Source organism: Providencia sp. PROV261 (assembly GCF_028477945.1).
In the GTDB taxonomy this organism is placed as follows: domain Bacteria; phylum Pseudomonadota; class Gammaproteobacteria; order Enterobacterales; family Enterobacteriaceae; genus Providencia; species Providencia stuartii.
Map to the genome: position 1 here is coordinate 1 of NZ_JAMPMC010000047.1, position 23,503 is coordinate 23,503.

The 23,503-nt window shown below is 43.5% G+C and carries 27 protein-coding genes and 2 pseudogenes; 21 read left to right on the plus strand and 8 right to left on the minus strand.

Translation table 11 applies throughout. The features are described from left to right. Window positions 1–218: 218 nt before the first annotated feature. Entirely contained in the window at window positions 219–1,370 is a 1,152-nt protein-coding gene (locus PR675_RS18970) for a hypothetical protein (RefSeq protein WP_272582877.1), read from the minus strand. An 830-nt stretch (window positions 1,371–2,200) separates the two neighbouring features. On the opposite strand from PR675_RS18970, the gene PR675_RS18975 reads away from it, so the two are divergent. The 6 genes and pseudogenes from PR675_RS18975 (at window position 2,201) to PR675_RS19000 (ending at window position 6,783) form a co-directional block, all read left to right on the plus strand. After that, window positions 2,201–2,776 carry an inovirus-type Gp2 protein gene (locus PR675_RS18975; RefSeq protein ID WP_272582878.1) on the plus strand — a complete coding sequence of 192 codons (576 nt, stop codon included), beginning with the start codon at window positions 2,201–2,203 and terminating at the stop codon, window positions 2,774–2,776. 273 nt (window positions 2,777–3,049) lie between these two features. Further along, on the plus strand, window positions 3,050–3,268 hold the full coding sequence (locus PR675_RS18980) for a helix-turn-helix transcriptional regulator (RefSeq protein ID WP_272582895.1): 219 nt from the start codon (window positions 3,050–3,052) through the stop codon (window positions 3,266–3,268). A gap of 288 nt (window positions 3,269–3,556) precedes the next feature. After that, window positions 3,557–4,084: pseudogene (locus tag PR675_RS18985) on the plus strand (IS3 family transposase); the annotation flags it as partial. A gap of 427 nt (window positions 4,085–4,511) precedes the next feature. Further along, window positions 4,512–5,135 (plus strand): fimbrial protein, encoded by a 624-nt coding sequence (locus tag PR675_RS18990; RefSeq protein WP_272582879.1) that lies wholly within the window; start codon window positions 4,512–4,514, stop codon window positions 5,133–5,135. A gap of 90 nt (window positions 5,136–5,225) precedes the next feature. After that, window positions 5,226–5,954 carry a fimbrial protein gene (locus PR675_RS18995; RefSeq protein WP_272582880.1) on the plus strand — a complete coding sequence of 243 codons (729 nt, stop codon included), beginning with the start codon at window positions 5,226–5,228 and terminating at the stop codon, window positions 5,952–5,954. Between the two features lie 130 nt (window positions 5,955–6,084). Then, entirely contained in the window at window positions 6,085–6,783 is a 699-nt protein-coding gene (locus PR675_RS19000; protein ID WP_272582881.1) for a hypothetical protein, read from the plus strand. 26 nt (window positions 6,784–6,809) lie between these two features. Here the strand turns inward: PR675_RS19000 and PR675_RS19005 are convergent, their stop codons facing one another. Beyond that, complete coding sequence (locus PR675_RS19005) at window positions 6,810–7,052, minus strand: hypothetical protein (protein WP_272582882.1); 243 nt, start codon at window positions 7,050–7,052, stop codon at window positions 6,810–6,812. Between the two features lie 58 nt (window positions 7,053–7,110). On the opposite strand from PR675_RS19005, the gene PR675_RS19010 reads away from it, so the two are divergent. Beyond that, window positions 7,111–9,390 carry a fimbria/pilus outer membrane usher protein gene (locus PR675_RS19010; protein ID WP_442959615.1) on the plus strand — a complete coding sequence of 760 codons (2,280 nt, stop codon included), beginning with the start codon at window positions 7,111–7,113 and terminating at the stop codon, window positions 9,388–9,390. Window positions 9,391–9,518: 128 nt separating this feature from the next. After that, complete coding sequence (locus tag PR675_RS19015) at window positions 9,519–10,217, plus strand: fimbria/pilus chaperone family protein (protein ID WP_272582884.1); 699 nt, start codon at window positions 9,519–9,521, stop codon at window positions 10,215–10,217. 190 nt (window positions 10,218–10,407) lie between these two features. Here the strand turns inward: PR675_RS19015 and PR675_RS19020 are convergent. Continuing rightward, a pseudogene (locus PR675_RS19020) lies at window positions 10,408–10,812 on the minus strand (recombinase family protein); the annotation flags it as partial. Window positions 10,813–10,922: 110 nt separating this feature from the next. Between PR675_RS19020 and PR675_RS19025 the strand changes: the two are divergent. Continuing rightward, window positions 10,923–11,180: a sigma factor-like helix-turn-helix DNA-binding protein gene (locus PR675_RS19025; RefSeq protein ID WP_272582885.1), complete on the plus strand. Its 258-nt coding sequence runs from the start codon at window positions 10,923–10,925 to the stop codon at window positions 11,178–11,180. A gap of 147 nt (window positions 11,181–11,327) precedes the next feature. Here the strand turns inward: PR675_RS19025 and PR675_RS19030 are convergent, their stop codons facing one another. Next, entirely contained in the window at window positions 11,328–11,696 is a 369-nt protein-coding gene (locus PR675_RS19030) for a hypothetical protein (protein WP_143970430.1), read from the minus strand. A gap of 124 nt (window positions 11,697–11,820) precedes the next feature. On the opposite strand from PR675_RS19030, the gene PR675_RS19035 reads away from it, so the two are divergent. From PR675_RS19035 to PR675_RS19070, 9 genes are all read left to right on the plus strand, one after another. Further along, window positions 11,821–12,354: a putative zinc ribbon protein gene (locus tag PR675_RS19035; protein ID WP_272582886.1), complete on the plus strand. Its 534-nt coding sequence runs from the start codon at window positions 11,821–11,823 to the stop codon at window positions 12,352–12,354. A 96-nt stretch (window positions 12,355–12,450) separates the two neighbouring features. Continuing rightward, window positions 12,451–12,690 (plus strand): helix-turn-helix transcriptional regulator, encoded by a 240-nt coding sequence (locus PR675_RS19040; RefSeq protein ID WP_148736782.1) that lies wholly within the window; start codon window positions 12,451–12,453, stop codon window positions 12,688–12,690. Window positions 12,691–12,965: 275 nt separating this feature from the next. Next, on the plus strand, window positions 12,966–13,355 hold the full coding sequence (locus tag PR675_RS21055; protein ID WP_442959617.1) for a putative zinc ribbon protein: 390 nt from the start codon (window positions 12,966–12,968) through the stop codon (window positions 13,353–13,355). Window positions 13,356–13,729: 374 nt separating this feature from the next. Beyond that, entirely contained in the window at window positions 13,730–14,041 is a 312-nt protein-coding gene (locus PR675_RS19045; RefSeq protein WP_430924339.1) for a helix-turn-helix domain-containing protein, read from the plus strand. Continuing rightward, window positions 14,031–15,380, plus strand: coding sequence for a type II toxin-antitoxin system HipA family toxin (locus PR675_RS19050; RefSeq protein ID WP_272582887.1), 1,350 nt, complete (start codon window positions 14,031–14,033; stop codon window positions 15,378–15,380). The genes PR675_RS19045 and PR675_RS19050 overlap by 11 nt, the downstream gene beginning before the upstream one ends. Window positions 15,381–15,398: 18 nt before the next feature. Next, window positions 15,399–16,403 carry a YecA family protein gene (locus PR675_RS19055; RefSeq protein WP_272582888.1) on the plus strand — a complete coding sequence of 335 codons (1,005 nt, stop codon included), beginning with the start codon at window positions 15,399–15,401 and terminating at the stop codon, window positions 16,401–16,403. A 10-nt stretch (window positions 16,404–16,413) separates the two neighbouring features. Continuing rightward, window positions 16,414–17,559, plus strand: coding sequence for a hypothetical protein (locus tag PR675_RS19060; protein WP_272582889.1), 1,146 nt, complete (start codon window positions 16,414–16,416; stop codon window positions 17,557–17,559). A 422-nt stretch (window positions 17,560–17,981) separates the two neighbouring features. After that, window positions 17,982–18,287: a transcriptional regulator gene (locus PR675_RS19065; protein WP_272582890.1), complete on the plus strand. Its 306-nt coding sequence runs from the start codon at window positions 17,982–17,984 to the stop codon at window positions 18,285–18,287. Then, window positions 18,284–19,534, plus strand: coding sequence for a type II toxin-antitoxin system HipA family toxin (locus PR675_RS19070; protein ID WP_159352565.1), 1,251 nt, complete (start codon window positions 18,284–18,286; stop codon window positions 19,532–19,534). Before PR675_RS19065 ends, PR675_RS19070 begins: the two co-directional genes overlap by 4 nt. Before the next feature lie 357 nt (window positions 19,535–19,891). Here PR675_RS19070 and PR675_RS19075 read toward each other — a convergent pair whose 3' ends face one another. Further along, window positions 19,892–20,629 carry an IS6 family transposase gene (locus tag PR675_RS19075; protein ID WP_272582891.1) on the minus strand — a complete coding sequence of 246 codons (738 nt, stop codon included), beginning with the start codon at window positions 20,627–20,629 and terminating at the stop codon, window positions 19,892–19,894. Window positions 20,630–20,701: 72 nt separating this feature from the next. Between PR675_RS19075 and PR675_RS19080 the strand changes: the two genes are divergently transcribed. Continuing rightward, the gene (locus PR675_RS19080) at window positions 20,702–21,241 is read left to right on the plus strand and encodes an N-6 DNA methylase (RefSeq protein ID WP_272582892.1); all 540 of its coding nucleotides are present in this window, start codon (window positions 20,702–20,704) and stop codon (window positions 21,239–21,241) included. Between the two features lie 178 nt (window positions 21,242–21,419). Here the strand turns inward: PR675_RS19080 and PR675_RS21060 are convergent, their stop codons facing one another. Then, the gene (locus PR675_RS21060; RefSeq protein WP_442959616.1) at window positions 21,420–21,635 is read right to left on the minus strand and encodes an HNH endonuclease; all 216 of its coding nucleotides are present in this window, start codon (window positions 21,633–21,635) and stop codon (window positions 21,420–21,422) included. A gap of 115 nt (window positions 21,636–21,750) precedes the next feature. On the opposite strand from PR675_RS21060, the gene PR675_RS19085 reads away from it, so the two are divergent. Then, entirely contained in the window at window positions 21,751–21,963 is a 213-nt protein-coding gene (locus PR675_RS19085) for a helix-turn-helix domain-containing protein (protein ID WP_017045299.1), read from the plus strand. Between the two features lie 43 nt (window positions 21,964–22,006). Here PR675_RS19085 and PR675_RS19090 read toward each other — a convergent pair whose 3' ends face one another. Next, entirely contained in the window at window positions 22,007–22,885 is an 879-nt protein-coding gene (locus tag PR675_RS19090) for a hypothetical protein (RefSeq protein ID WP_272582893.1), read from the minus strand. Then, entirely contained in the window at window positions 22,878–23,039 is a 162-nt protein-coding gene (locus tag PR675_RS19095; protein WP_196715986.1) for a hypothetical protein, read from the minus strand. The genes PR675_RS19090 and PR675_RS19095 overlap by 8 nt, the downstream gene beginning before the upstream one ends. Window positions 23,040–23,225: 186 nt before the next feature. Here PR675_RS19095 and PR675_RS19100 point away from each other — a divergent pair. Next, window positions 23,226–23,503: hypothetical protein (locus PR675_RS19100; protein WP_272582894.1), on the plus strand; the 278-nt coding region annotated here is incomplete at its 3' end.

Sequence of the window (23,503 nt, forward strand, 5' to 3'; positions counted from 1 at the left end):
GATTTTCCGACACCAGTTTTTCCCATCAAACCGATTGTGGGCGAATAATGAATAAGCTCGCTCAGTTTCTGTTGTAATTGATGTTTAATTGCCGTGGGGAGTGGCGAAAGCACCGCCTCAAAAGGTGAAGCGGTGGTGGAGGGATTTGTTTTCATAATAACTTCCTGTGATAAATGAAAAGGCTCAATACCTGTATCTTTCAAGGAAGTAATATAGGTTTAAGATTTATTACATTTTTTAGGGGTGTACCCCTTTTGATAGGTGAATTTTTTATAAGTCGCCCCTGTTACTTTTGGTATTTTCGTAAACTGTTTTGCGACTTGTTCAAGGTAGTAAAGATGATAAAGCGTTGTATTTTTAATACCGCGTATAAATTTTTTCCTTTTTTTATCCTCAAAATAAGGTGCTATCTTGATCCTTCCTTTCATCGCTTTTTCTAGAATATAGTTAGCATTTCTTTCATGCCTTGAGTCTTGTTCATTAGGGATAAATACGTCAGTATATTCATCTGAGAAAGGTAAAATTAAGTTACGAATAGAAGCTTTAATTTGATATTGATTTTGTTCTTCAGTGTAATAACCTTGTTGGCAGAGCTCCTCATTATGATCCCTATCATGGGGAAGCTCATCATCAAACTTCACGTAGTCTAGCCAAACACCGCACTTGTTTACGACGCACCATTCTCTTGCCATATCTCGAATAAAGTAATCTGTAATCTTTCCTACGTAATAAAATATGACTTGAAGATAGGGAATATGCCGTTCGTCTAATAAGACAACATGGGAACATGCTTTAAATACACTATAGGCCTTTCTTTTACTGAGTTTCTTCAACATTTTATTGAATGATTTATTTAGCTCCTCCACAACCTTATATATCCGCCAAGTGTGAATAGGCCTAGTTTGTGCATATTTGAAATCAAAAGAAGGTTGATAAATTCGAGCATCATCGAATCCAAAAAGTACAGGTAGCATCATTATTGTCTCTTTTTTATGATCTTTTTTAATATGGCAATAATGGGTATATAACTTGTCATAACAAGAACGTTTAATTCTCAATTGCTGTTTAATCTGCTTTCGTAAGTTCCTATCCATATATTTCGAAATATAGCTATGAAATTTTCTTTTTCTAGAGACTTTATATTCCGAACTCTTTAATTTATTTAATGCAAATTCAATTCCTAATGTATTCTGAAGTTCCTCCAGTAAATTGTGAATGATGTCGGTATTCATTCCATTATCTGGCTTATTGAAGGTGATAAACGAATACCGATGACTCAGCTCTTTTAATGAAAGAATTTCATGTTCTACCCCTCTTTCTTTTGCATCCAGTCCCAAAAAATTTACATCAGTGAAAAGTTCATTTGTCATAGATTCTAACCTTGTTGGCTATTATTGTGAGCAACACTCTTTTCTTAGTTGATAAAAAAATATCACATATTCAAAAGATAATCATGGAGCTAAATCTCAATTTTCATATACTAATAATTATGAAATCATGGTATTCAAATATATTTTTCATGGGGTAAAATTCATCAAAAATGGGTTAAGTCATTAAGGTAAAATTGAATAACGCTGGTTTTTAACATGATTTAATAGAATTATAAACGAATATAAATGAGCACTTTTGATAGTGAAAAGATTTTCTTGCTCTAACTACATGCATCACCGTGAGAAATTGGTTGCTAATTTATAATGGCGAAAAAGAAAAGCTGGGATGCGTTAACATTGAGAGAACGTAGCAAATTATGGTGAGCAACAATTCCTCTTTATCACTCTCGAATGACGAACTGGCGGTTTAACGTAGAAATACTAAATCAGTTTTCAGTTACAACAATGAAGGCACGAAAATATTTATTTTATGCAACATTTAGGTTATTAATATTATTATAAAGAAGCATTAATTCATTAGTATAACTTAATGATACTTTCTCACTTGAAATTTCTATTGAATTATCGTGATCACAATCGGCATACACGAAGTGAAGAATTCAACATTAGACAACTCATAACCACGCCCCGAATAATGATATCCTTAACCCTCCACCCTTAAGGTTAAAATGAGAAACACCCTAAAGGGGCGTGCTCTCTTTTTGAATACCAAACCAATACGATAGACAAAACCATTATTCCATTCTGATACTGAAAATTTTACATCATGCACTTATCCGTTGAACCTATTTAACAACGGAGATAATTCCATGTATTCAGTATCACGCTATACCCTTATCCCACACTTGCAAAAAGCCTTACATCAACACCAATCCCATTTATTTCAACGGTATTCCAAAATACTGATGATAAGAACAGATTTTCATTGGCGTGAAGACAGTGAGCGATACATTTACGAAGATGAACATCAATTTAGTCGGGATATGAGTATCCTGATGTTACGTCTCTCAAAATATCCCGGAGTAATAGGTTATGCTTGGGTATTGGAAGAAGCTCCTGATAGGGGCTTACATGCTCATGCTGTCATCTATGTGGATGGTCAACGACATTGTAAGAAATGGGACTTTAATCAGCGAATGAATATGCTCTGGGAAACCATTACGGAAGGCGAAGGCTATCTTTATCATTGTACCGACAATAAACAATATCGTGCAGATATCAGTAAACCTATCCACTTTGATGATAAACGGGGTAAAAGAGCGATGCGGTATGTCGTCAATTACTTGGCTAAATACGAACAAAAAGGCGTTAAACCTATCTACCATCTCTCGACTCCGCCTACGGAAAAGCGAATCGGTCGTCCTCGTAAGTCCTCTTCGTCTTAAATACGTCTATTCGCTTCACCAGAGCGTTTTTTATACCGTAGTCATCCCATCATAGCACTTAGCTGATTAAATCGCTCAGAATGGATCTGAGCGTGTTTATCGTATTGTCTAGTGAAAGGGAGTAGTGGGTTCAGTTTATGTATTAGCTGTGCGAAGCATTAACCATCGAAGTGAATAAAAAAATACAGCATGGCGTTATTGTCTGAAGGACGACTGACACAACACACACTACCATCTGTCGCCTTCTCCTTTTCACTCTTAGGAGACAAGGCAATGACTAATCCAACTATCCCAACCACTAGCCTGCTAAACGACCAATTCGTTGATATGAAATTTCTAACTCAGTTTACCGGGCTTACGGATAAATGGTTCTACAAGCTCATACAGGACGGTGAGTTTCCCAAACCGATTAAACTGGGACGCAGCTCCCGCTGGTTACGAAGTGAAGTAGAACAGTGGTTACAAGCGCGCATTGATGAATCGCGTACTTAGCGTTAACCTAATACCAATAAATCATATAGGAAGTGATATCTCGGCATAATTGTTTTAGCAGTCTAGTCGCTTTTATATTTAAATTTCAATTTATTACATCTTCATTGTGTTTCATGATGCCTTCAGCAAATAGCGCCTGTAATCCACCTCGATTAAACGTTGAAATCACGCGATGTTTTTCTTCAGGCGTTAATGACTGAAAGATGTAGTCCCAACCCGCTTCAATTTCTTTCGGTGTGACATTATTGAGTGGTGCAGATTGCAGATTACCTTTTCCCGTAACTAACTGCGGATAATTTATTAAATCAAAATTTTAATCCGGTAGCAGCGAATGAAATCTGGGCTGGGGATATCACCTATTTAAAGACACCGGAAGGTTGGCTCTATCTGGCTATTGTGATGGATTTATATTCTCGGCGTATTGTGGGTTGGCACATGTCATCCAAAATAGATACCACCTTGATAAGCAAAGCGTTAATGATGGCCTATAACTTACGTTCACCCTCAAAGGGTTGTGTATTTCACAGTGACCGAGGAAGTCAATACATAAGTGGGCAATATCAAGCGTTACTGAAAAGTTATGATATGCGCTCAAGCCAAGGTGATATAGGGGCTTGCTGGGATAATGCGGTAGTTGAACGATTTTTTGGCAGTTTAAAACATGATTGGTTATTTAAAAGACCCCATGCAAATCGGTCAGAAATGAAACAAGACGTTCTGGATTATCTTCGTTATTACAATTTAACGCGATTACACACGGCAAATAATTATTTATCGCCTGTGGAGTATGAAAACTCCTTCAGAAAAGTGTCCTAATTCGCTATTAAGACTTGATTCAACGTATTTTAATCTCAGTTTTTTTTACTGTATTTTCATTCTTTTTTGTACTTAATCAGACTTAATTACCATTTTTTATTGATTGTTTGATTCGGCCTTCTTCTGTAACCCATTCATTTTTAATGTATTATGGTGTTTAAAATGATTATGTCATTATGTAACTGAGCCGCTAATTTATAAGTATTCAAATCACCTCCTGTATAATATTACGCATTTTATCATTATAATTGTGTTCTGTTGATTATCTATCATGTCAACTTTTGATTAATGATAAATGTAAACACCGATAATGCACACTGAATCATGAATATTTATAACGTTTGAGGCGTCTTTCTTTTTTATTCGTTTGCTCTAATTAACTAACTTGCTAACTTGTTTATCTTCACTCAACATTGAGGGGTTCTTTATGTTATTTAAAAAATCATTATTGGCATTATCTCTAATGACTTTATCTGCTGCGGCATTATCTGCGCCGATTGCTAACTTAAAAGTCACTGGCTCAATTGCGCCACCAACTTGTTTAATTAATGGTACAAATGAAGATACCGTTACCTACGATTTTGATTTCTCACGGGCTATTTTCCCTGCATCAGGTAATTTAGTGTTGGATGCAGAATCCAAAAACATTGAAGTGGTGTGCGATGCAACAACCATTTTGACCTTTACTGCCGTGGATGACCGTTCAGGGACTGAACTGACTCCGGGTGATAATAACTTTGGTTTAGGCACTTCTGAATCTGTCAATATTGGTTTCTATACAGTGACCATGGAAAATGCCACGGTAAAAGCGAATGCTAATGCAAATGCGACAAGTGTTAGCGTGAAAGTAGGCAGTGATTTTGGTCCAACCGGTACTGTCAGCAAATCTGAAACCGCAAGTTGGGCAACGGCTCCCAATACACCGGCTCAAGGGCAAATCTTTGCCGCTGACTTTACAGTGACCCCTACTATTAATAAAGACTTGAAAAATAACGCAGGTAATGTCTCTCTTGATGGGTATGCGGTATTGACGTTTGCATTTGGTCTGTAAGGCAGACCCTCATTATCACGAGTAACCCAAATTCGCCCTTCATTGTGTCAATGTTCGGCGAAACATAAAGAATTTAACAGGAAAGATGAGATGAAAAAACAATTAGTTGGTTTATCGTTGTTAGCTGCATGCGTATCCAGTAGTGCATTAGCAGCAGGGCCAGTTGCCAACATTAAAGTGACGGGTGATATGAGGCCACCAACATGTACCGTCAATGGCGGTAATAATGATTTAGTGTATAGCTTTGGTAATATTTCACCGTCCGTTATTCCTCAAACTACAACCTATAATGGCTTGCCGACAGTATCGAGGAACCTCACCGTGACGTGTGATGCTGAAACTTTTTTAACCTTTAAGGCGACAGATAATTACCCAAATGAATTTATTTTATTAGATGGTCAAAATAGTAACTTTGATGGTATTACCTTTAATTTAGTGAGCGAAGATGATATAACTAAGAATATAGGTGGAATATCATTCAGAGGTACAAATGTTACTGTTGATGGTAAGAAAGCTTATATATCAAGGGCTAATGATGGAACTCATGATAATGGCACTTGGCCTGGTAAAGAGGCAATTGTTAAAAATGCAACGACTGGCTGGACAAAAACAGAGCAGGGCAGAGTTGGTATTGATGCATTAGATTTAATTTCGGGAAAAGTATTTTCAATGGATATATCGAATCGAAGCGCTGTGGATAATGGGGTGAAGTTCACCTATATTTACCCTAAGTCTGTTTTAGATAATAACAATATTGATATTTCTAATGGAATTAATTATGTAGGGCAAGCCATTCTGACTTTTAATTTTGGTATTTAACCTTATTGTTTAGCTATCCTAAATTGCAGGAATGGCTATTTTTTAGGAAAGAAGCCTTGTTGTCGGTTTAGGCTTCTTTCTGAGTGCTTATTTCTAAGAATTCAGTTTAGACTAAACTCAGTAGCTCACCATGACAACAATAAAAAAACAATCTCCTCGGCTATTTTTCCGTCGCCCACTGTCTGCCTGCGGCACGCTGGTATTATTTTTTTGGGGTATCTTCTTTAGTTCGACCCTCATTGCGGAATCCTTTTCATCGGGTCTTTTTACCCAAGATGTTATCCCCGAAGTGTTGGAGGAAGAGACCTGCTCTTTTTCCACACCGGAAGTGACCTACCCGTACACTCAGTTACATGCCAGCCTTTTTCAACGAGAAACCAAGACGACATTGCCGCCTATCACACAAACGTGGCATATCAGCTGTTCTCAGCCGATAGACGGGATGCGCCTCTGGGTCAATGATATGGCCGCGAGCAGTGTGACGGATGGTGACCCAACCCATTTCAGTTTGGGGCAAGTCAATGATCAGGGCAGCTTAGGCTATTACACGGTGACCTTAGCGAACGCGCAAGTGGATGGTCAGTCTGTGCTATTGTCCCACAGTGCGGATGATAGCGTCGTGGGGCAACCGCAGTCTGCTGTCACTTTACAGTCGAGTCAGTTTTATCGCTGGATCACGCCCACCGGTACACCCGCGAGTGGGCAGCAGTTTACTGTCACCTTGACGGTGTCGCCCACCTTGAATTCTTTAACCGGCACGCAGGGACCGTTAGTGGACGGTGCCGAGCTGAATGGGGATTTAGCGCTGAGCGTGTCCTTTGGGCTTTAGTCCTAGTGATGTAAACAACGGGGTATTCACCTTGTTGAATTGACTTTTTCAATCGACTCTCGAAAAGACACGAGGACTATCGTGATGATATCCATCCAAACGCGAGTGCGTTGGCGACACAGTTGGGTGATTGGCGCCTTTTTTTCCGTGGCGCATGCACAAGATAATGCGCCTGTTGACACGTCGATGAGCACATCCGGTTCTACCGCCGCTACACAGACTGCACAGCAATCCGTATTGCCAACAGTCTCCTCTTCGATGTCCTCCACGACGTCTACCATCGACTTTGATGTCAGCGCATTAAAATCTTTGGGGTACGGGCCAGAAGTGGCGGATTTTTTCAAACACGGTAGCCAATTTTTACCGGGGCAGTATGATGTGACGGTGGTGGTGAATGGCAGTGCGCGTTATCCCGCCACGGTGACTATCGGTGATGCTGGCCAAGTGTGTTTGACGCCCGCCTTACAAAAGACCTTGAAATTAAAGGCGGTGGCGATGGATGAGACGGCAACGGGGTGTACGGATATGGTCACGCGCTATCCAACTGCTCAAGTCACGCCGCACCCGAACACCTTTACGATTGACTTGTTGGTGTCTGAAACGGATTTTGACCCGCAATTGCGCGGTGATGAGCTGACCTACGGTGGCTTTGCCGTTTTAAGCAACTACCGCCTGTACGGGATGCAGATGAAAGGGGTGGACACACAGCACTTTTATCAGGGACAGTTTGAATCGGGAGTGAATTGGCACAACTGGCTGTTACGCAATAATAGCAGTGTGTCGGCGGGACAAAACAGCACCCAATACCAGTTCAATGAAACCACCTTAGCACGCAGTATTGCCCCGTGGCGGTCGATGGTGCAACTGGGGCAAATCAATACCCAAGGCAACTTATTTGGCGGCACGCCATTGAATGGCATACAGCTGTATTCCGATACCAGTTTCCAAACGAGCAACGCGTTGGTGGTGCCGATTACCGGCGTGGCTGAATCCCCCGCGACGGTGGAAGTGTTGCAAAATGGCCGCCTGTTGTACCGAACACTGGTTCCAGCGGGGCCATTCTCGTTAGACCGCATTAACGGGGTGGTCAGTGGCCAACCCTTGCAAGTGACAGTGCTGCAAGAGGATGGCCGACAACAACAATTTAGTGTGGTCACCAATACGCGCGCCTCAGACCAAGTCATGAGTGAGCCGACCTACCAAGTGGCAGTCGGGCAATACCGTCGCCGCTCAGGGGATGACCATATGGAGACCCCATTGATAGCCAATTTGGAAGGGGGTGTGCGTTATTATCACACCGATTATTCGGCCGGAATGCAGATGTCTAATCGCTATCAATCGGTGGGCGGGAGCCTTTCCCGCCAGTGGGGCGAGCAGGGCCGGGTTGGCAGCATCTTAGGGGCGCAATATTCGCGTAATGAGGATAAACACGGCCAGCAATGGGATGCCAGTCTCAGCACCGCATTAGGCCCGCTCTCTTTGGGATTATCCAGTTTATACCGCACCCGAGACTACCCGACACTGGAGGAAACACTGCAAAAATCCGCTGCGGTGATAGACCGTGATAGCAATACTGCCTCGTGGTGGCAAAAAAGCAGTGAAACGCAGACGGCCAACTCGGTGTCAGCCAGTCTCGGTAATGCCCAATGGGGGCGCTTAAGTTATGCCTTGGGCTACAACCATTATTATGGGCATAAATCCGATACGGTGTTGCACACGGTCAGTTATGCCAAACGGATTGGCATCGTTTCCCTCAATACTAGCCTGCAAGGGGGTAATGACCGCGACAATCGATTATTTGTGAATGCGTCCGTGCCGCTAGGACGCACTGCCTCGGTCAGTATGCAAATGCAGCGCTATCAAGATTCGACCACCTATACCAGCACCGTGAACCACCGGCCCAGTAACTTGTGGGGCTATTCGGTGGGGGTATCGCGCAATGATGAGCAGACACGGGTGAATGGCAGTGTCAATGCGACGACCGCGTACAGTCAACTGATGGGCAGCGGGTCATGGACGGATGAAAACACCCACGCCATGATGTTGTCCGCGTCGGGAGCGGTGGTGTATGCGGATGGCTTGTTGGCCACCTCGGCGGTGCCGTTGGGCGATACCTTTGGGGTGTTGCATGTGCCGGGACAAAGTGGCGTGCAAATTAACACGTTGGGGGGCGGGACGACGGTGACCAATCACTGGGGCACGGCGGCCATACCGACCTTGCCGGTCAATCGTAAAACCACGGTGCAACTGAACACCAAGAACCTGCCGTTGAATGTGCGTTTAGAGACTACGTCCTTTGATGTGGCCGTGGCAAAAGGCACGGTTATCTCACGCGAGGTGTCCGCCACAGTGATGAAACAACTGCTGCTGGGTATCACCTTAGCGGATGGTACGCCAGCACCGTCGGGCAGCAGTTTGGTGGATGATAAAGGGCAGTTGATGGGGATAGTGATGGGCAATGGGAATGCGATGCTCAGCAATGAGCAAATTGGTCAGCCGGTGCGATTGCGTATGGCCAATCAAGCGGAGTGTCTTGTGGATTACCCCGTGCCCGCCCACTTTGACCCGAATGCCTTGTATGAAGAGGCCGATGCGGTGTGCCATTGATAACGAAGATATCATAGAGCTACACACTCTAACGGGATATCTCGTCTATCCGCGTTAGGCAATGAACACGCGAGGACTTCAAACCGTGGGGCCCTCTGTCAGTAAAAAATAAGAAGAAGGTCAATAGTATGAAGATAAAATCCCTTAAGATGTTCCGTCACTTGCTTATAGGCAGCTTATGTTTATTCAGTGGGTTGGCGCACGCGAGTTTTCAGTTGGAAACCATGACAGTAATCGTGGATGCAGGTGAGCCACGAAAAGTGTTCAGAGTGAAAAACACAGGTAAAGAGCCGATTTTATTGTCGACGAAGGTGTCGGACATTGAAGGAGGACAAGCCTTGGCGAAAGATGTCATGGTATCACCGCCGATTATTCGCATTGAGCCGGAGCAAAGTCAGCAAATCAACTTTGTGTTGAAAAAGGGTATTGATTTAACGGAGGAAGCGTTGTTAAAAGTCTCTTTCCAAGGGGTGGGCGCGACGAAAACCAATGCGACGAAAATGCCCATCCGCCAAGATGTGGCCATGTTGATAATGCCAGTTGGGATGAGCGTGAGCCCGACACCGTGGGATACCCTGCAAGCCACACAAACAGGCAACACATTAACCTTAAAAAATACGGGCAAGCAAGTTATCCGTTTAGCGCCGAATTTTACGGGGCAACCGGGCGGGCAAGTCTATGGTTTGGGACAATTTTATTTGCGCCCGGGTGAGCAAAAAACAGTTGATGTAAAAGGCGTGCTGAGTGCGATTGACATCTCCCCACTGAGCCGTTACGGGTTTAAGATGCAAAACAATGCTACCATTAAGGTGACACCTGCGGTGTAAGTTAGCCTCTTTTGAGCAGTTAAAGGTCGGTGCTTGTGGTAATAGAAGCATCGACCGTTTTGAGTGTGTGTTAATATTAGGGGGGTTGCGCCCACCAAGACATTAAGCGAATACTATTGGCCGGCGTAGAACCCCTATCTTATGTGCTGCTAACTCCCTCACCAATAACAGAAAATGAAATAGATTGTCTTTATGATTTATGTTTGTCATTTAACTGAATGCGGCATACTTGAGAACGACTATAGCCAGTCGCTTCCGCGGTTTCTCGAATACTGAGTCCTTTGATGTTTCGATAATAAATCACCTTATCATGGTGTTCTTTATCCGCCTGCCTTCCTTTGTATTTACCTAATGATTGTGCACGTTCAATACCTTGTTTTTGGCGTTCGCGTCGGCTTATCCAATCTTTGTGGGACATGGCCGCCATCAAATCAATTAACATGGTGTTAATGGCCGAAAGGACGGTTTGACTGATAGAGTCATTCTGTGTCAGATCTTGATTATTTAGAGCTTGCCAAGATGTCGGAATATCGAGACTCACAATGCGTAACTCATGGTGTTCAATTTTTTTTTTCAGTTTTAACCAATCAACATTATGCCACTGAACATGTAAAACTGAGCCACTAACGATCATAGAAAACTGAGCCACTTGGTATTATCCGTACATTTTTGTACGGGGAATTTATGATTACCAAGGAGATATTTGTGGATATTCATGTTCGCTTTATACAAGGTCAAAGCATCCGAAAAATTGCCCGTGAACTGGGTATTTCTCGCAATACTGTTAAACACCATTTGCAGCAGCAACAGATGCCAACGTATTGTGGTCGTAAGGCAATGCGTTACGTGGTGAACTATTTAGCCAAAGCCGAGCAGAAACCCTTTGACCCGATTTACCATATCTCCCGTCTACCTGATGTGAATGATAAGCCGATAGTTCGTCCTCGTTCCCGTCATCGTTAAGTCAGCCATAGGGAATGCTGTAGCAGCAAGGGGCTGTATGATGATCTCTATGGCCCTTATAGCCGTTTATTGTGGCGACACCGTGCAAGTTTATCCCCTGCCCGAATAAAACGCTCAGAATGGCGCTGAGCGCGTTATTCACACCCATTACTCCTCTTCAGCCGTCACTTTGCAGTTGCTGTAGACCGTAGCGTGGTCGGTGCCGACAACATAGGCAATGACAATTGGACTGTTGTTACTGGGATCGACTTCCTGACGCAGATTAACCCGTCCATCCTCCGACGTATGGTAATACCCGATACCGTCATATTCCGCTTCGCCATAACGGGTTTCAGACCCATTATTACTGTCCTGCTCAAACGCACCGTATTTGCTGAACTCAAAGGTCACAGGCAGCACTGAACGAGGACCATAAGGTGCAGGGCGATTAAGCTGAGATACTGCATCACATTCAAAGGTATCTGCTGTGGCAGTCGCAGATAACGTCAACAACACCAATGCTAAAATCTTTTTCATTCCACCTCCGACAGCCTTTATCACCACATAATGGCTTTAAGTATAGCAAAGCCTTTTTCTCTGCGTAAAATATTACAGCTTCCATCAATCCGGTGAATACACCACAACACACCGGAGAGAAACAATGAACATTTACAATCTGAATGAACTGGAGCTCGGTATCGCTGAATTACCTGATGGCCGCCTGACAAATGCCTTTAAAGAGCAGGAGCGCTGGCAACCGGCACAACCCATTCCCTTTTACTGTCCACACTGTCACTTACCGGTGTATCTGGACCGCCGTAAACGGCATTTTTTCTTTGCACACCCCGTTGATAAGAAATACCTCGATTGTCCTGAGGTAAACGCGGCTATCAGTTATCTGACGCGACAATCTCAACAAGCTGAACAGTTCTCCGAGCTTCATCCCATAAAGCCCATCACGGAATGGTATTGCGTCTGGTGTCGACGGTTTTACACCAGCCAGCAGCGACCAGTCAGAAAGTGCTGCCCGAAGTGCAGAGAGGGGATTTACAGCATACCTGCTTCTCAGGTCACCGAAGACCACAGCTATTTTCATTACGCGCTGAATAATCAGGGTATTGAATCGTTGGTACGCACCCCATTGCTGCGGTTGACGGACCTCACTGAACCGAATGTTATCGATGAGGCGCAATAAAAAAATACAGTAGCCCGTTATTGTCTGAAGGACGACTGACACCTCGCATTCCCCACCTCAGTCGCCTTCTCCTTTTCATACTCAGGAGACAAGACAATGACGATTCAAACAACCCCAACCACCAGCCTGCTGAATGACCAGTTCGTTGATATGAAATTTATCACTCATCTGACAGGATTAACGGATAAGTGGTTTTATAAACTCATTCAAGACGGTGAGTTTCCCAAACCGATTAAACTGGGACGCAGCTCAAGATGGCTGAAAAGTGAAGTAGAACAGTGGTTACAAGCACGCATTGATGAATCGAGAGGGGGCAACTCCGCCCTTGGATCCTAAGGCACTAGCGCGAGTCGCCGTGCATTTTCCATAGCATACCCACCTATTACCCACCAACTCAATTTCAACCACACCTGGTGCGATTGAATGCGCTCTAGGCAAAGCGACGCCCTAAACATACGAACCTGGCTCGATACGCATGTAGGCACAGCTCAGTGGTCTTCTAAGTTTCAAGGTGAGTTGCCGAGTGTGGATCCTGAATGTTGGGTACTCAGAACGTTTAGTTTAAATTTTACAGAAGGAGCACACCCATGCTTAAATTACATGAAGTCAAAATGTCGCTAGCCTTAACGCAGAACAATCGTTTCGCGGGAGCCACCCAAGAATCGAGTTATTCACGAGAAAACTATTACTGTGCTCACTGCGGTGAGCCCGTCACACTGCACAAGACGCCAACGGAGTCATGGTTTACCCATTCTGATCCTCAGAGCGCAGAGCACTGTCCGCGGGTCATCAGTAAGATCAAGAGCTTAGAAGACAAGGCACGACTGAGCACACAGGTTCGATCAGTTTCACCAATATTAAAGGTCACGAATTGGTTTTGCGTGCAGTGTCGTGAGTATTTTACAAATAATCAAAAATGTTGTCCGAAGTGCCATGAGGGGATTTGGTGTATTCCAGCGGAGAATGTTACAGAAGAACATCAGCCTAAAACAAATAGGTAATATCCATATAAGCGATTTAAATATTAATGGATTTTAATAATTATAATGCTATTCACTTTATAACCTAACTCCATCCTATATTCTGTGTTTGCTCATTGAGTAGCGGCCTAGACCTTAACAAACTCAATGATTTACCGAAAAGAAACCGCATCAAAAATGCCTGTTTGCCCACCACTTGCCTATGGCTTTTACTAAATCTTAGTGGTACTTCTTGGCTATGACTACGGAAAAACAGTGCCGTTTTTATGCTGCTGTTAGAGCTAAAACATAGCAGTTTTGAAGGGCTTTATCGAGTGATTTTTTCAACACTCCATTTAATAATGGGATACAATAATATCCACTTTTTGTTTTATTTAGTTATAATGGATATAACTGTGTCCATTTGGTCTTTGCGGATGAAATTTACCTTACTTGATGATACCGATGTAAGCCAAGCCTATGCGGCTTATTTACGTGAGTTACGAAAGCAGGCAAAGCTGTCACGAGCGGCGCTTGCTGAGCGAAGCTGTGTACCGGCGGCCACCATTAAGAAATTTGAGTTGACTGGGCAAATTTCATTTCGCCAATTGCTGTTGCTATGGCAGACCCTTGATTCGCTAGATAGGTTATACGAGCTCACACAACCTAGCAAAGAGCGTGCTGCTATACCCACGAGTATTGATGAGGTGTTAAAAGATGAGTTTTAAACCCATTCAAAAACTCGCCGTAACTCGCACGTTAAGCTCAGGTGAGCAGGTTGCAGTAGGGGTCTTGGCGCAGAATCGGCAAGGCGTTTTTTTTCAGTATGCAGACAGCTATTTGCAGCAGTTTGGCAATTTATCACCTTTTACCTTGCAGTCGAACGCGCAAGTTCAAGTCGCTCCTAAGCAGCCACACCAAGGTGTACATGGCGTATTTGGAGATTGTTTGCCCGATGGCTGGGGCATGCTGTTACAAGATCGTATTTTCCGGCAACAGGGCATCCTGCCTAATCAATTAACGGCGATGGATAGACTGGCCTTTGTCGGTGATAAAGGCATGGGAGCATTGTCTTTTTCTCCGGTGTCTGAGTTTTCAGCCACCACGCGCGCGGATATTGATTTAGCGACGTTAGGCTTAGAAGCACAAATTTTGTTCGATTCTTCGATGCCAGATTATATGGATGATAATCACGGTGAGTTAGATGGGCATACGCAACAGGTGTTGGCCGCATTAGTCGCCGGAGGTAGTTCGGGTGGGGCCAGACCTAAGGCACAAATTTATATGCCTGCTGGGGAAACTCAGCATTGTCGAACCTTTGCAAAGCCTAGTGATGAGGCTTGGCTGATTAAGTTTACCTCTAAAAATCTCGCGCTCGGCCATGAAGAAGGTTTGTGTGAGGCGGTTTATTTACAAATGGCAGAAGTTGCTAAGTGTCAACCGCCGCAATGGCAACTCATTGAAGCACCACCTACAAGCGGTGCGTCTGCTTGGTTGGCGCTTAAGCGTTTTGATTATGTCACTGAACAGGCCGACTTAGGCAGCAAGCGCAGTGCAGGTCGCCTGCATATGCACAGCGCTTGCGGGCTGCTGGATGCAGACTTTCGAACGCCAAGTTTAGATTACATTGATTTAATTAAAGCCAGCCGTCAGTTGTGTAAATCGCCAGCCGCTGGGCAGCTGCAATTTCGCCGTGCCATTTTTAACCTGCTGTCGTCTAATCAAGACGACCACAGTAAAAACTGGGCGTTTTTGCAAGCGGATGACGGTCAATGGGATCCTGCCCCTTTTTACGATGTTACCTACAGCCCACATCCATTCAACGAACACGCCACTGCGTTCGGAGGTTATGGTAAAGCGCCACAGCTTAAGGTGATGCAAAAACTTGCTACCAGTGCTGGCTACGGGAGTTGGCATGAGGCAAGGCAAGTCATTGAAGAAGTCGCAGAAGCCATCAGCCAATTTACGTATCTGGCACAGCAGCAAGGGATCAGTAAAACGACAGCATCTGCGATTACTAAAACACTAGATCAGCGCAAACAGGAAAATGCCGCGCTTTTTCTATAACAATAAGAAGGGACAACAATGAAGATCGGCCGAAACGATCCTTGCCATTGTGGCAGTGGTAAAAAATTTAAGCGTTGTTGTATGAGCAGCGTTTCCAAGCAACATGCCCAAGTTTTTGATGATGTTGAAGCTATGTTAGCAATGAATTCAAATTTGAGCCTTGATGAACTCAACACGGCTTTACAACACAAAGTTCAGGATCGCAATAATCAGCCTCATCCCGATTTTTGTGGCGTAACGCCAACGCAGATGGCCAATTGGCTGTATGCGCCTTTTACTGAATTACAATGGATCACAATCAGTACGCCAGACAGCCTTGCTGCCAGCCCAGTGATGCGCTATTTAGCCCTCATTCTGGATGAAGCGATGGCGCAAAGCGGCTCCTTCAAAGCCACGAGCAAAGGCAACTTACCGACTAAATTAGTCACACAAGCCAGTGAGTTATTGCCCGAATTTGCTGTTGCTCAATTCGAACGAGATATAAGCATCAGTGAGTTTGCCGGCAGCAACGAAGACAAATTCAATGCCTTGCACTACACCAGAGTGCTAGCCGAAATTAGTGGCATTATTTATCGGCGAAGCGGTCGCTACCATGTAAAAAAATCAGCGCAAAAGCAGTATCAGGTGCTAGGTGTGCAAGCATTTTTTGCACCTATGTTAGAAGCCGCCGTCAGCAAATATAACTGGGGCTATTTAGACGGTTTTGAGTTTGATGCCGACTTGCGAACCTTTTGGCTGTTTATGCTGTGGCGTATTCAAAGCCACAGTAGCGTAGATCTGCTGGTTGAAGAGGTGAAAGTGGCTTTCCCAGATTTACTACAGGGTTTCCCAGCAGATGATTACTTCTCGCCGGAAAGAAACTTAAGCATACTCATCGAATCACGGTTTATTGAGCGATTTTTACAGTTTTGGGGATTTGTGACCCTTGATCCAAGAAGTTTTTTAAACACGGAATCTGTTGGTAGGACGGTACAGGTACTGCCTTTATTGAAACAAACTTTTCAATTCACAATAAATACATAACAAGGTCATCGTGAGCGAATATCAATACTATAAATTTGAGCGTCTGGATGGGTATTTAGATGCTAAAGCACGTCAAGCACTCAGAGCCATTTCAAGCCGTGCCGAGATCAGCGCTACGTCCTTTAAGGTGTATTACAACTACGGCGACCCAAAGGCAGACCCTTTTAAGCTGATGTTAAAATACTTTGATATCGGTTTTTACTATGCTGATTGGGGCTCAATCGATGTCTACATCAAGCTACCAGCAGGAACGCTCCCTGAAGCTTTACTTGGCTTTTCAAGTGATGGGCTTCATGTTCACGAAAACGATGAGTGGCAGTTGCTGATTTTTTCCCTTGAGGAGTATGACGAATATTTTGACGATGAGCATGCCGACGACTTTTTCCAGCATTTAGCTGGGTTACGCAGCGAGTTAATGCAAGGGGATTGGCGCCTTGTGTACTTCATGTGGCTTAAAGCGTTTGATTTTAATGATGACATTGAACGAGTGCCGTTAGTTCAATTAGATTTTGAGCACCTCAGTGAAGAGGAGCAGGTGTTTGCAGCGCTGTATGATATTCCCTTAGCATTGATTAAGGCACTCGCCATGGTGCTGAACGCACAACCCAGTCACCAAGCCAAACAAACCCAGTTTCAGTTTGATACATGGCTCCATAGTCTCTCAGAGGCAGAGAAAGACACGTTATTAGGCGCGCTGTTTGAGCAAGGCCAGTTAACCCGTCACCAAGCTTTAGCGCTGACGCGAAAAGAACCTGCCAACATAGACGAAATCTATCAGTATTGGTTAACCCCCGAGGTAATTTCTCCTTTTATTGAGCAAGCCCAAGGCCAATTACAGCAAGAGCAAGCCGCAGCACTCGCAAAAAAATTAGCCATCGAAAAAGCAGAAAAAGAAAAAGCGTTGACGGATGTTTACAATCGGCGTGAGCACTACTGGCAGCAAGCACAAGAGCAAGCGGATCGCACTTGCGCCAGTGGTTACGATGCGGCATCACGCTATTTGCATCAGCTGTGTGAGGCCTATCAGTTCAAAGCGGATGAAGCGGCGTTTGAACAATGCTTTAAGCGCTTTGTAGTGGCGAATAATAGCCGTAAAGCACTGTTAAATCGGTTGAGTGATTTGCTTAAACGAGGAAGCTATAGGTCGGCCAAATGACGTGAGTAAAAAATATCATTCAGTTTTGATTGGTTGAAAGCTGGAAGCTTCGTTCAGGTATACAAATTGTTACCTATGAAGTCACTGTGTGTAAACCTCTAACTACTGAATTTCCCCGTTCGGTAAAACGCATAGAGGAGTACTCAACTTGCATTGCACACTTTTACGCGCAGAAAAGTGCAGAGTTTTACATTTTTATGCGCCGAAAAGTGTAGTTTGGTGGCCTTTGGCATTCAGGGATCCACATCATCGCCTTGGCCAACGCGCAAGCTAAACCTAAAGGTGGGATATAAATCCAATTATATTGAGTAAAGTGGGAATATAGTCCATATGTAAACTGTTGGAGTTGCTTGGGATTCCAAGTTGGACTATATTCCCATTAACGGTTAAATAGTGGGAATATAGTCCCTTTGGTTGGTGATATGGCTAAGCGTGACTTACACAATGTACTGTTTCCAAAGCAGCGCAAAATCCTGACGCAGTTTGGTGAAGACTTGCTGCTGGCGATGAAACGACGTGGTTTTACAAAAAAGCTACTGTGTGAACGTACTGGTTTTGATCATAAAACCGTGAATAAAGTCTTCGCCGGTGATCCGGGCGTTGCCATAGGCACTTACTTAAAAGTGATGGCCGTTCTTGGCATGGAAAGCAACTTTGCAGAAATGGCCGCTCATGATGAAGTGGGTATCAAGCTGCAAAACATAAAATTGCTGGAAGCTTCAAAATGAGCCGTGAAATCGTCGAAGTCTATGCCGACTGGCAGCCAATTGAAGCGCCTTTGCTAATTGGGCTGCTTGCTTACAGTGATTCAAGCCGAGGTGGCGTATTTAGTTTTGCCTACGATAAAGCATTTTTAACCTCAGCCTATCGCTTGCAAATTGATCCAATCCTAACGCTTCACTCCGGTGAACTCTATAACGATGAAGCCGATAAAAACTTTCGCGCATTTCTTGATTCATCGCCTGATAGATGGGGGCGTATTTTAATGCAGCGGCGTGCGGCGATTGAGGCGCGCAAAGGCATTCGAGCAACAAGTCGATTAAACGAATTGGATTACCTGCTGGGCGTACATGACTCTTATCGGATGGGGGGGATTCGATTTAAGCGTGTAGGCTCGGATGCGTTCTTAGATGACAACTCTGAGTTTGCTGCACCACCAATGGCTTCTTTGCGAGAGCTAGAGCACGCAGCAATGCAGATTGAAAAAGACGATAACATCGACAGTGACGAGTATTACCGCTGGTTGAAAATGCTGATTTCTCCAGGCTCATCATTAGGTGGTGCAAGGCCCAAGGCTTGTGTCACAGATGAACAAGGCCACTTGTGGATTGCTAAGTTTCCCAATTTAAACGATACCCATGACGTGGGCGCATGGGAGATGGTCTGTTATGAATTGGCGTTGGCAGCAGGTGTTGACATGTTTCCAAGTGAGATCAGGCAATTTTCGTCACAGCACCATACCTTTTTAACCAAACGGTTTGACCGCGACGGTGAAAAGCGGCTGCATTTTTCATCGGCCATGACACAGCTTCAATACTATGATGGTGAACAATCTCAAGGTGCTAGCTACTTAGAGATTGCTGAATTTATTTCCAATTGTGGTGCACAAACCACAGCCGATTTAGCTCAGTTATGGCGTCGAATCGTGTTTAATATTGCGGTGTCTAACACGGATGATCATCTGCGTAACCATGGATTTTTATTAACAAAAAATGGCTGGAAGTTATCACCGGCTTATGATTTAAACCCGATAGTGGGTAAGCATGGCCTGCATCTGAATATAACCGATGCAGACAACACTTTAGACTACCAATTAGCCTTTGACGTAAAAGACTTCTTCCGACTTTCGCAAACCCAAGCCACGCAAATTTACGATGAAGTATTAATTGCGGTTAAGCAATGGCAAACCGTTGCTAAGCGGCTAGGGATCAGCCGAGCGGAGCAAGCCATGAAACAATCAGCGTTTAACGTTTAATGAGTCAGTGAAACTATATTTTCATTTTTAATCAGATAAAGAAGTTTTAGTTTCACTTTATGCTTTGCCTCATAATCCATGTGTTTTAGCACTTCGCTCATCCGTTGGGCACCTGGGGCAGCTTGGGCAAAGCCTTAGTTCACGCCACTTAGGCACACACTAACCCTGCCCACAGAGCATTTATTGTTTTGGGCACTATCTACAAACTGGGGCAGCTAGCTACTTGTACCCTCAGAAAGCTGCACGATCTGAGCATTTATCTGCCTACTGCGTCCGTTTAGTACTGGCAAACTCCTAACTGGGGCTTGTTGCAAATAATAAATTAGCGCGTTTTTTGCTCAGAGCTCATTGGATATTTCAGGCTAAAACGGTCTCTACGTTGAATAATCGATTCATAAAGGCAGATCGCTCCCGCACTCGAAATTCAGGTTCATATCGACGTAGCCACTCATCAAATTGACCTTTATTCAGTTTTCGCAAGGTTTCAAATCCTTGAAGTGTTGACCAAGCACGCTTCGCCGATTTGAAGCCGCCCGTGGCAACAATCAACTTTTTTATCGGGGCGTGATCCGATTCAATACAGTTGTTGAGGGTTTTGATTTGCCGTTGTTTCGCGTCAGCTCGGAGTTTTCCTTCTTTAATTAAACGCGCTATAGCGTAACCGTAAGCTGCGTGCTTATCGGTATTTAAGATTTTTGGTTGCCGCTCGGAGGGATAAGGTTTTAATACGCGTTTGAGAAATTCATAGGCAGCATGCCGATTACGCTTGGGTGAAAAATAAACATCCAGCGTATCTCCGTGTTTATCTATTGCGCGGTAAAGGTAAAACCATTTTCCGTTCACTTTGATGTAGGTTTCATCGAGCTGCCAAGAGGAAACAGCCCGAATGAATTGATATTTTTTGAGTTTTTTACGAAGTATTAGCGAATATTCGATAAACCAACGATAAATGGTAGAGCGATGAACTGAAATCCCCCGTTCGGCCAACATATCACTGACGTTAGCATAGCTTAGCGGGGTAGAGCCATACCAACGCAAGCACCAAAGGATGATAGTGGGGGCAAAATGCTTCCATTTAAACTCGTTCGATAGCATGAATTTAACCTAAAGCGATAATCAATAGTGTGAGTGTTTCTCACTTAGGTAATTTTTGCAACAAGCCCTATTTTGAAACAAGATGGCTTAACCTACAGTTCACTGGACATTCATTCACCAGATTATGCCGATATCCTTGAGGCGGTGAAAAGTGATGCGATTGAAGCGATTGGATATTACCTGCCGCCTGAATCCCTTTTTCACTCACTGGCTAAACGTGTTCAAGCTGACCCGAAAGGGGTTGGACAAGGTTTTATCTTAGAGGACTTGAGTAAGATACTACGTGGGATTGAGCAAAGCACATTGGGCTCAGAGTCTGTCGATGATTTTAGTAACTTATTTGAAGATTTAGATTTAACCTCTAGCAAGCTGGGAAATACTGAAGCGGCTAAAAATGAATTGATTGCGAGCATCATTAATAAGCTCGATGAATTAAGTTTTAATTTAACTGATGCCAATACCGATATTTTGGGTGATGCTTATGAGTATTTAATTGGTGAGTTTGCCAGTGGTGCAGAGAAAAAAGCCGGTGAATTCTATACAATGTCATATTCACCGTGTTCTAACAAAGTCCATCTTCAAGAATCTAGAGAAATTGTTACTTTTTCATAGGTCTTAACTCTTCAAGTTCCTCCGGTACTTCCAAGATTACATTTTCATCGGCTGTTATTAAGCCACCATTTTTATAGCCGTAGATTGGCTCATTAAAACTTGAATTTAGTATGTTCTGTCGCTGCTTCTCGATTTCTTTAAGGGAAAGTGACATATCCTTGGGACAAGGTGACCGTCCTCACCAGTTCAAAAGCAGTTCTATTTTATGCTTTGGTGGTAAGTCTTGCAGAATGCTATTCATGAGTGTGCAGCATGCAACTTGGTTGGTAAATCCTTGGTAATTTCCCATTGAGCTTGGAATGATGTGATCAATAGATGCATCACGCTCAAGAAGCGGCTTTCTACAGTAAAAGCAAAAGCCACCTTGCCGGTGAATCAAAGTACTTAGCTTCATGTTGTTATCCTAGTGTATTGAAATCGTAATATCAGATTAATTCAAAATGAGCGATATATCCCGTGGTGATATAGACTGCATTTGGTGATAGTTCTGTCTTTTGGGCAGAGCAATTATGAAAGATCCGCGCTTAGTCGCTTTTGGTGAAAAAGTTCGTCAAACGAGAAAAGAGAAAGGTTTATCTCAGGAAGCGTTGGCTGATCTTGCAGGGATCGACCGTAGTTATATGGGACACATTGAACGAGGTGATCAGAACATTACCCTCACCAAGATCTATCAGATATCTGATGCTTTGAGGGTGTCAGTTTCCGATTTGATTTCTGATTAAGTGTAATGCCCCCTCATTGCGAGAAGGGCATTTAATTAGTCTGCTAAAAAAACATCACTTGGCGATTTCGTAATACATCACCGTCATATTTATCTTTCAGAGGGTTAATGGCTTTTTGAACAGCTTCAGCAAGATCATTGACTTCGTTGTAGAGTATCCTTAATGCCTCTACTTTTTCTTCTGCATTGAATATCTTTCTTGACTCATCAGGGACTATTAGCGCGTTTCTTTCGTCATCAAGATATGAAATGATTAGCAAGTATGAACGCAAGTTATCGAGGAGTGTTAGCGGTAGGTATTGGCTGCAAGACAATCTTTCGTTCATAGAATAGGCAATCGCAGCAATGTCATAACTAGTCAGTTTTTTTGCTTTTGATTTCTTATAATCTGGCATGTCGGCAATTATATTTTTCATTAACCGAGTTACTTTTTTAAGGTTGCCGCCGTACTGAGTGTCTCTGTTATTTACCTTCTTGATGTGCAGAAAAGGCTTGTTCTCAATTAAAGCATGATTGTCTTTGTCGTAAATTTTTACTGCTCTGAAGTGCTCAAGCTTTGATCTTTGGTAGTCATGCGTATCGTGCCAACTACTTGGAACGATATCCACTTTTCGTCTAAGGCTACCACCACTAAGGGCAATCGATTTGGCTCCACTAGTGTTTACTTCAGCGGCATGATAGCGAGACTTGAGTTTCGCTTCTGCCTGAAGTCTTAACTCTCTTACAATATCAACCATTGGCCGAGTATCGCTTGAATCTGAGTAGTAGGTACCGGGCAAAGCTGGTCTTTGGACAGTAATTACGTCCGATTTCAGTATCAACATATCTACGTCAGAATGACCTTCGATATGAATATCCAATGCAACAGAGCCTTGCATTCTAGCTTCGGCATTGATTCCTGACGTCTTGAGCATGTTAATCATGTGTTGATGCTACTCGCTCACCTTCGTCTTTCGAAACTTTTGTAGACTCTTGGCTGACTGCCGCCATTGAACCAATCACATATTTTATCGCAGCATTTTCATGTAGCTTTTCATGCGCTTCTGTCGGTCTTAGATCGCCGTAGTACGAATACATACCTATGTTTTTTAAATGTAGTCACCAAAAGATCATCTTATATTGATCTGTATTTGATGATCTTTATAAGATCATTGTAAAAAGATTTTTATTCTGCATTAAGATCAATTTGTAGATCTTTATTTTGCCATGTGTATAATTCAGCTCTATGCTTTGAAGTGTGTTAAATAAATACTAGGAGTTTTCATGAAACTAACTAAAATCGCAGCTGTATTAATTACAACAATCAGTTTATCTAATACTGCTTTTTCAGCAGATAAGCCAAATTTAGGAGATATAACATGGGGGGGCGGAATGGAAGTACAGCCGGGTGATACAGGTTGGCCATCTGACCTTCCTATGTGGGGGGGCGGGGAACCTGTATCACCCGGCGAACCGGGATATCAATCACCTATCGATAGATTGAATAGCGTATCTGATGTTGCTAACAAAGCTTATGATGATGCTCAAATAAATAAAGAAAA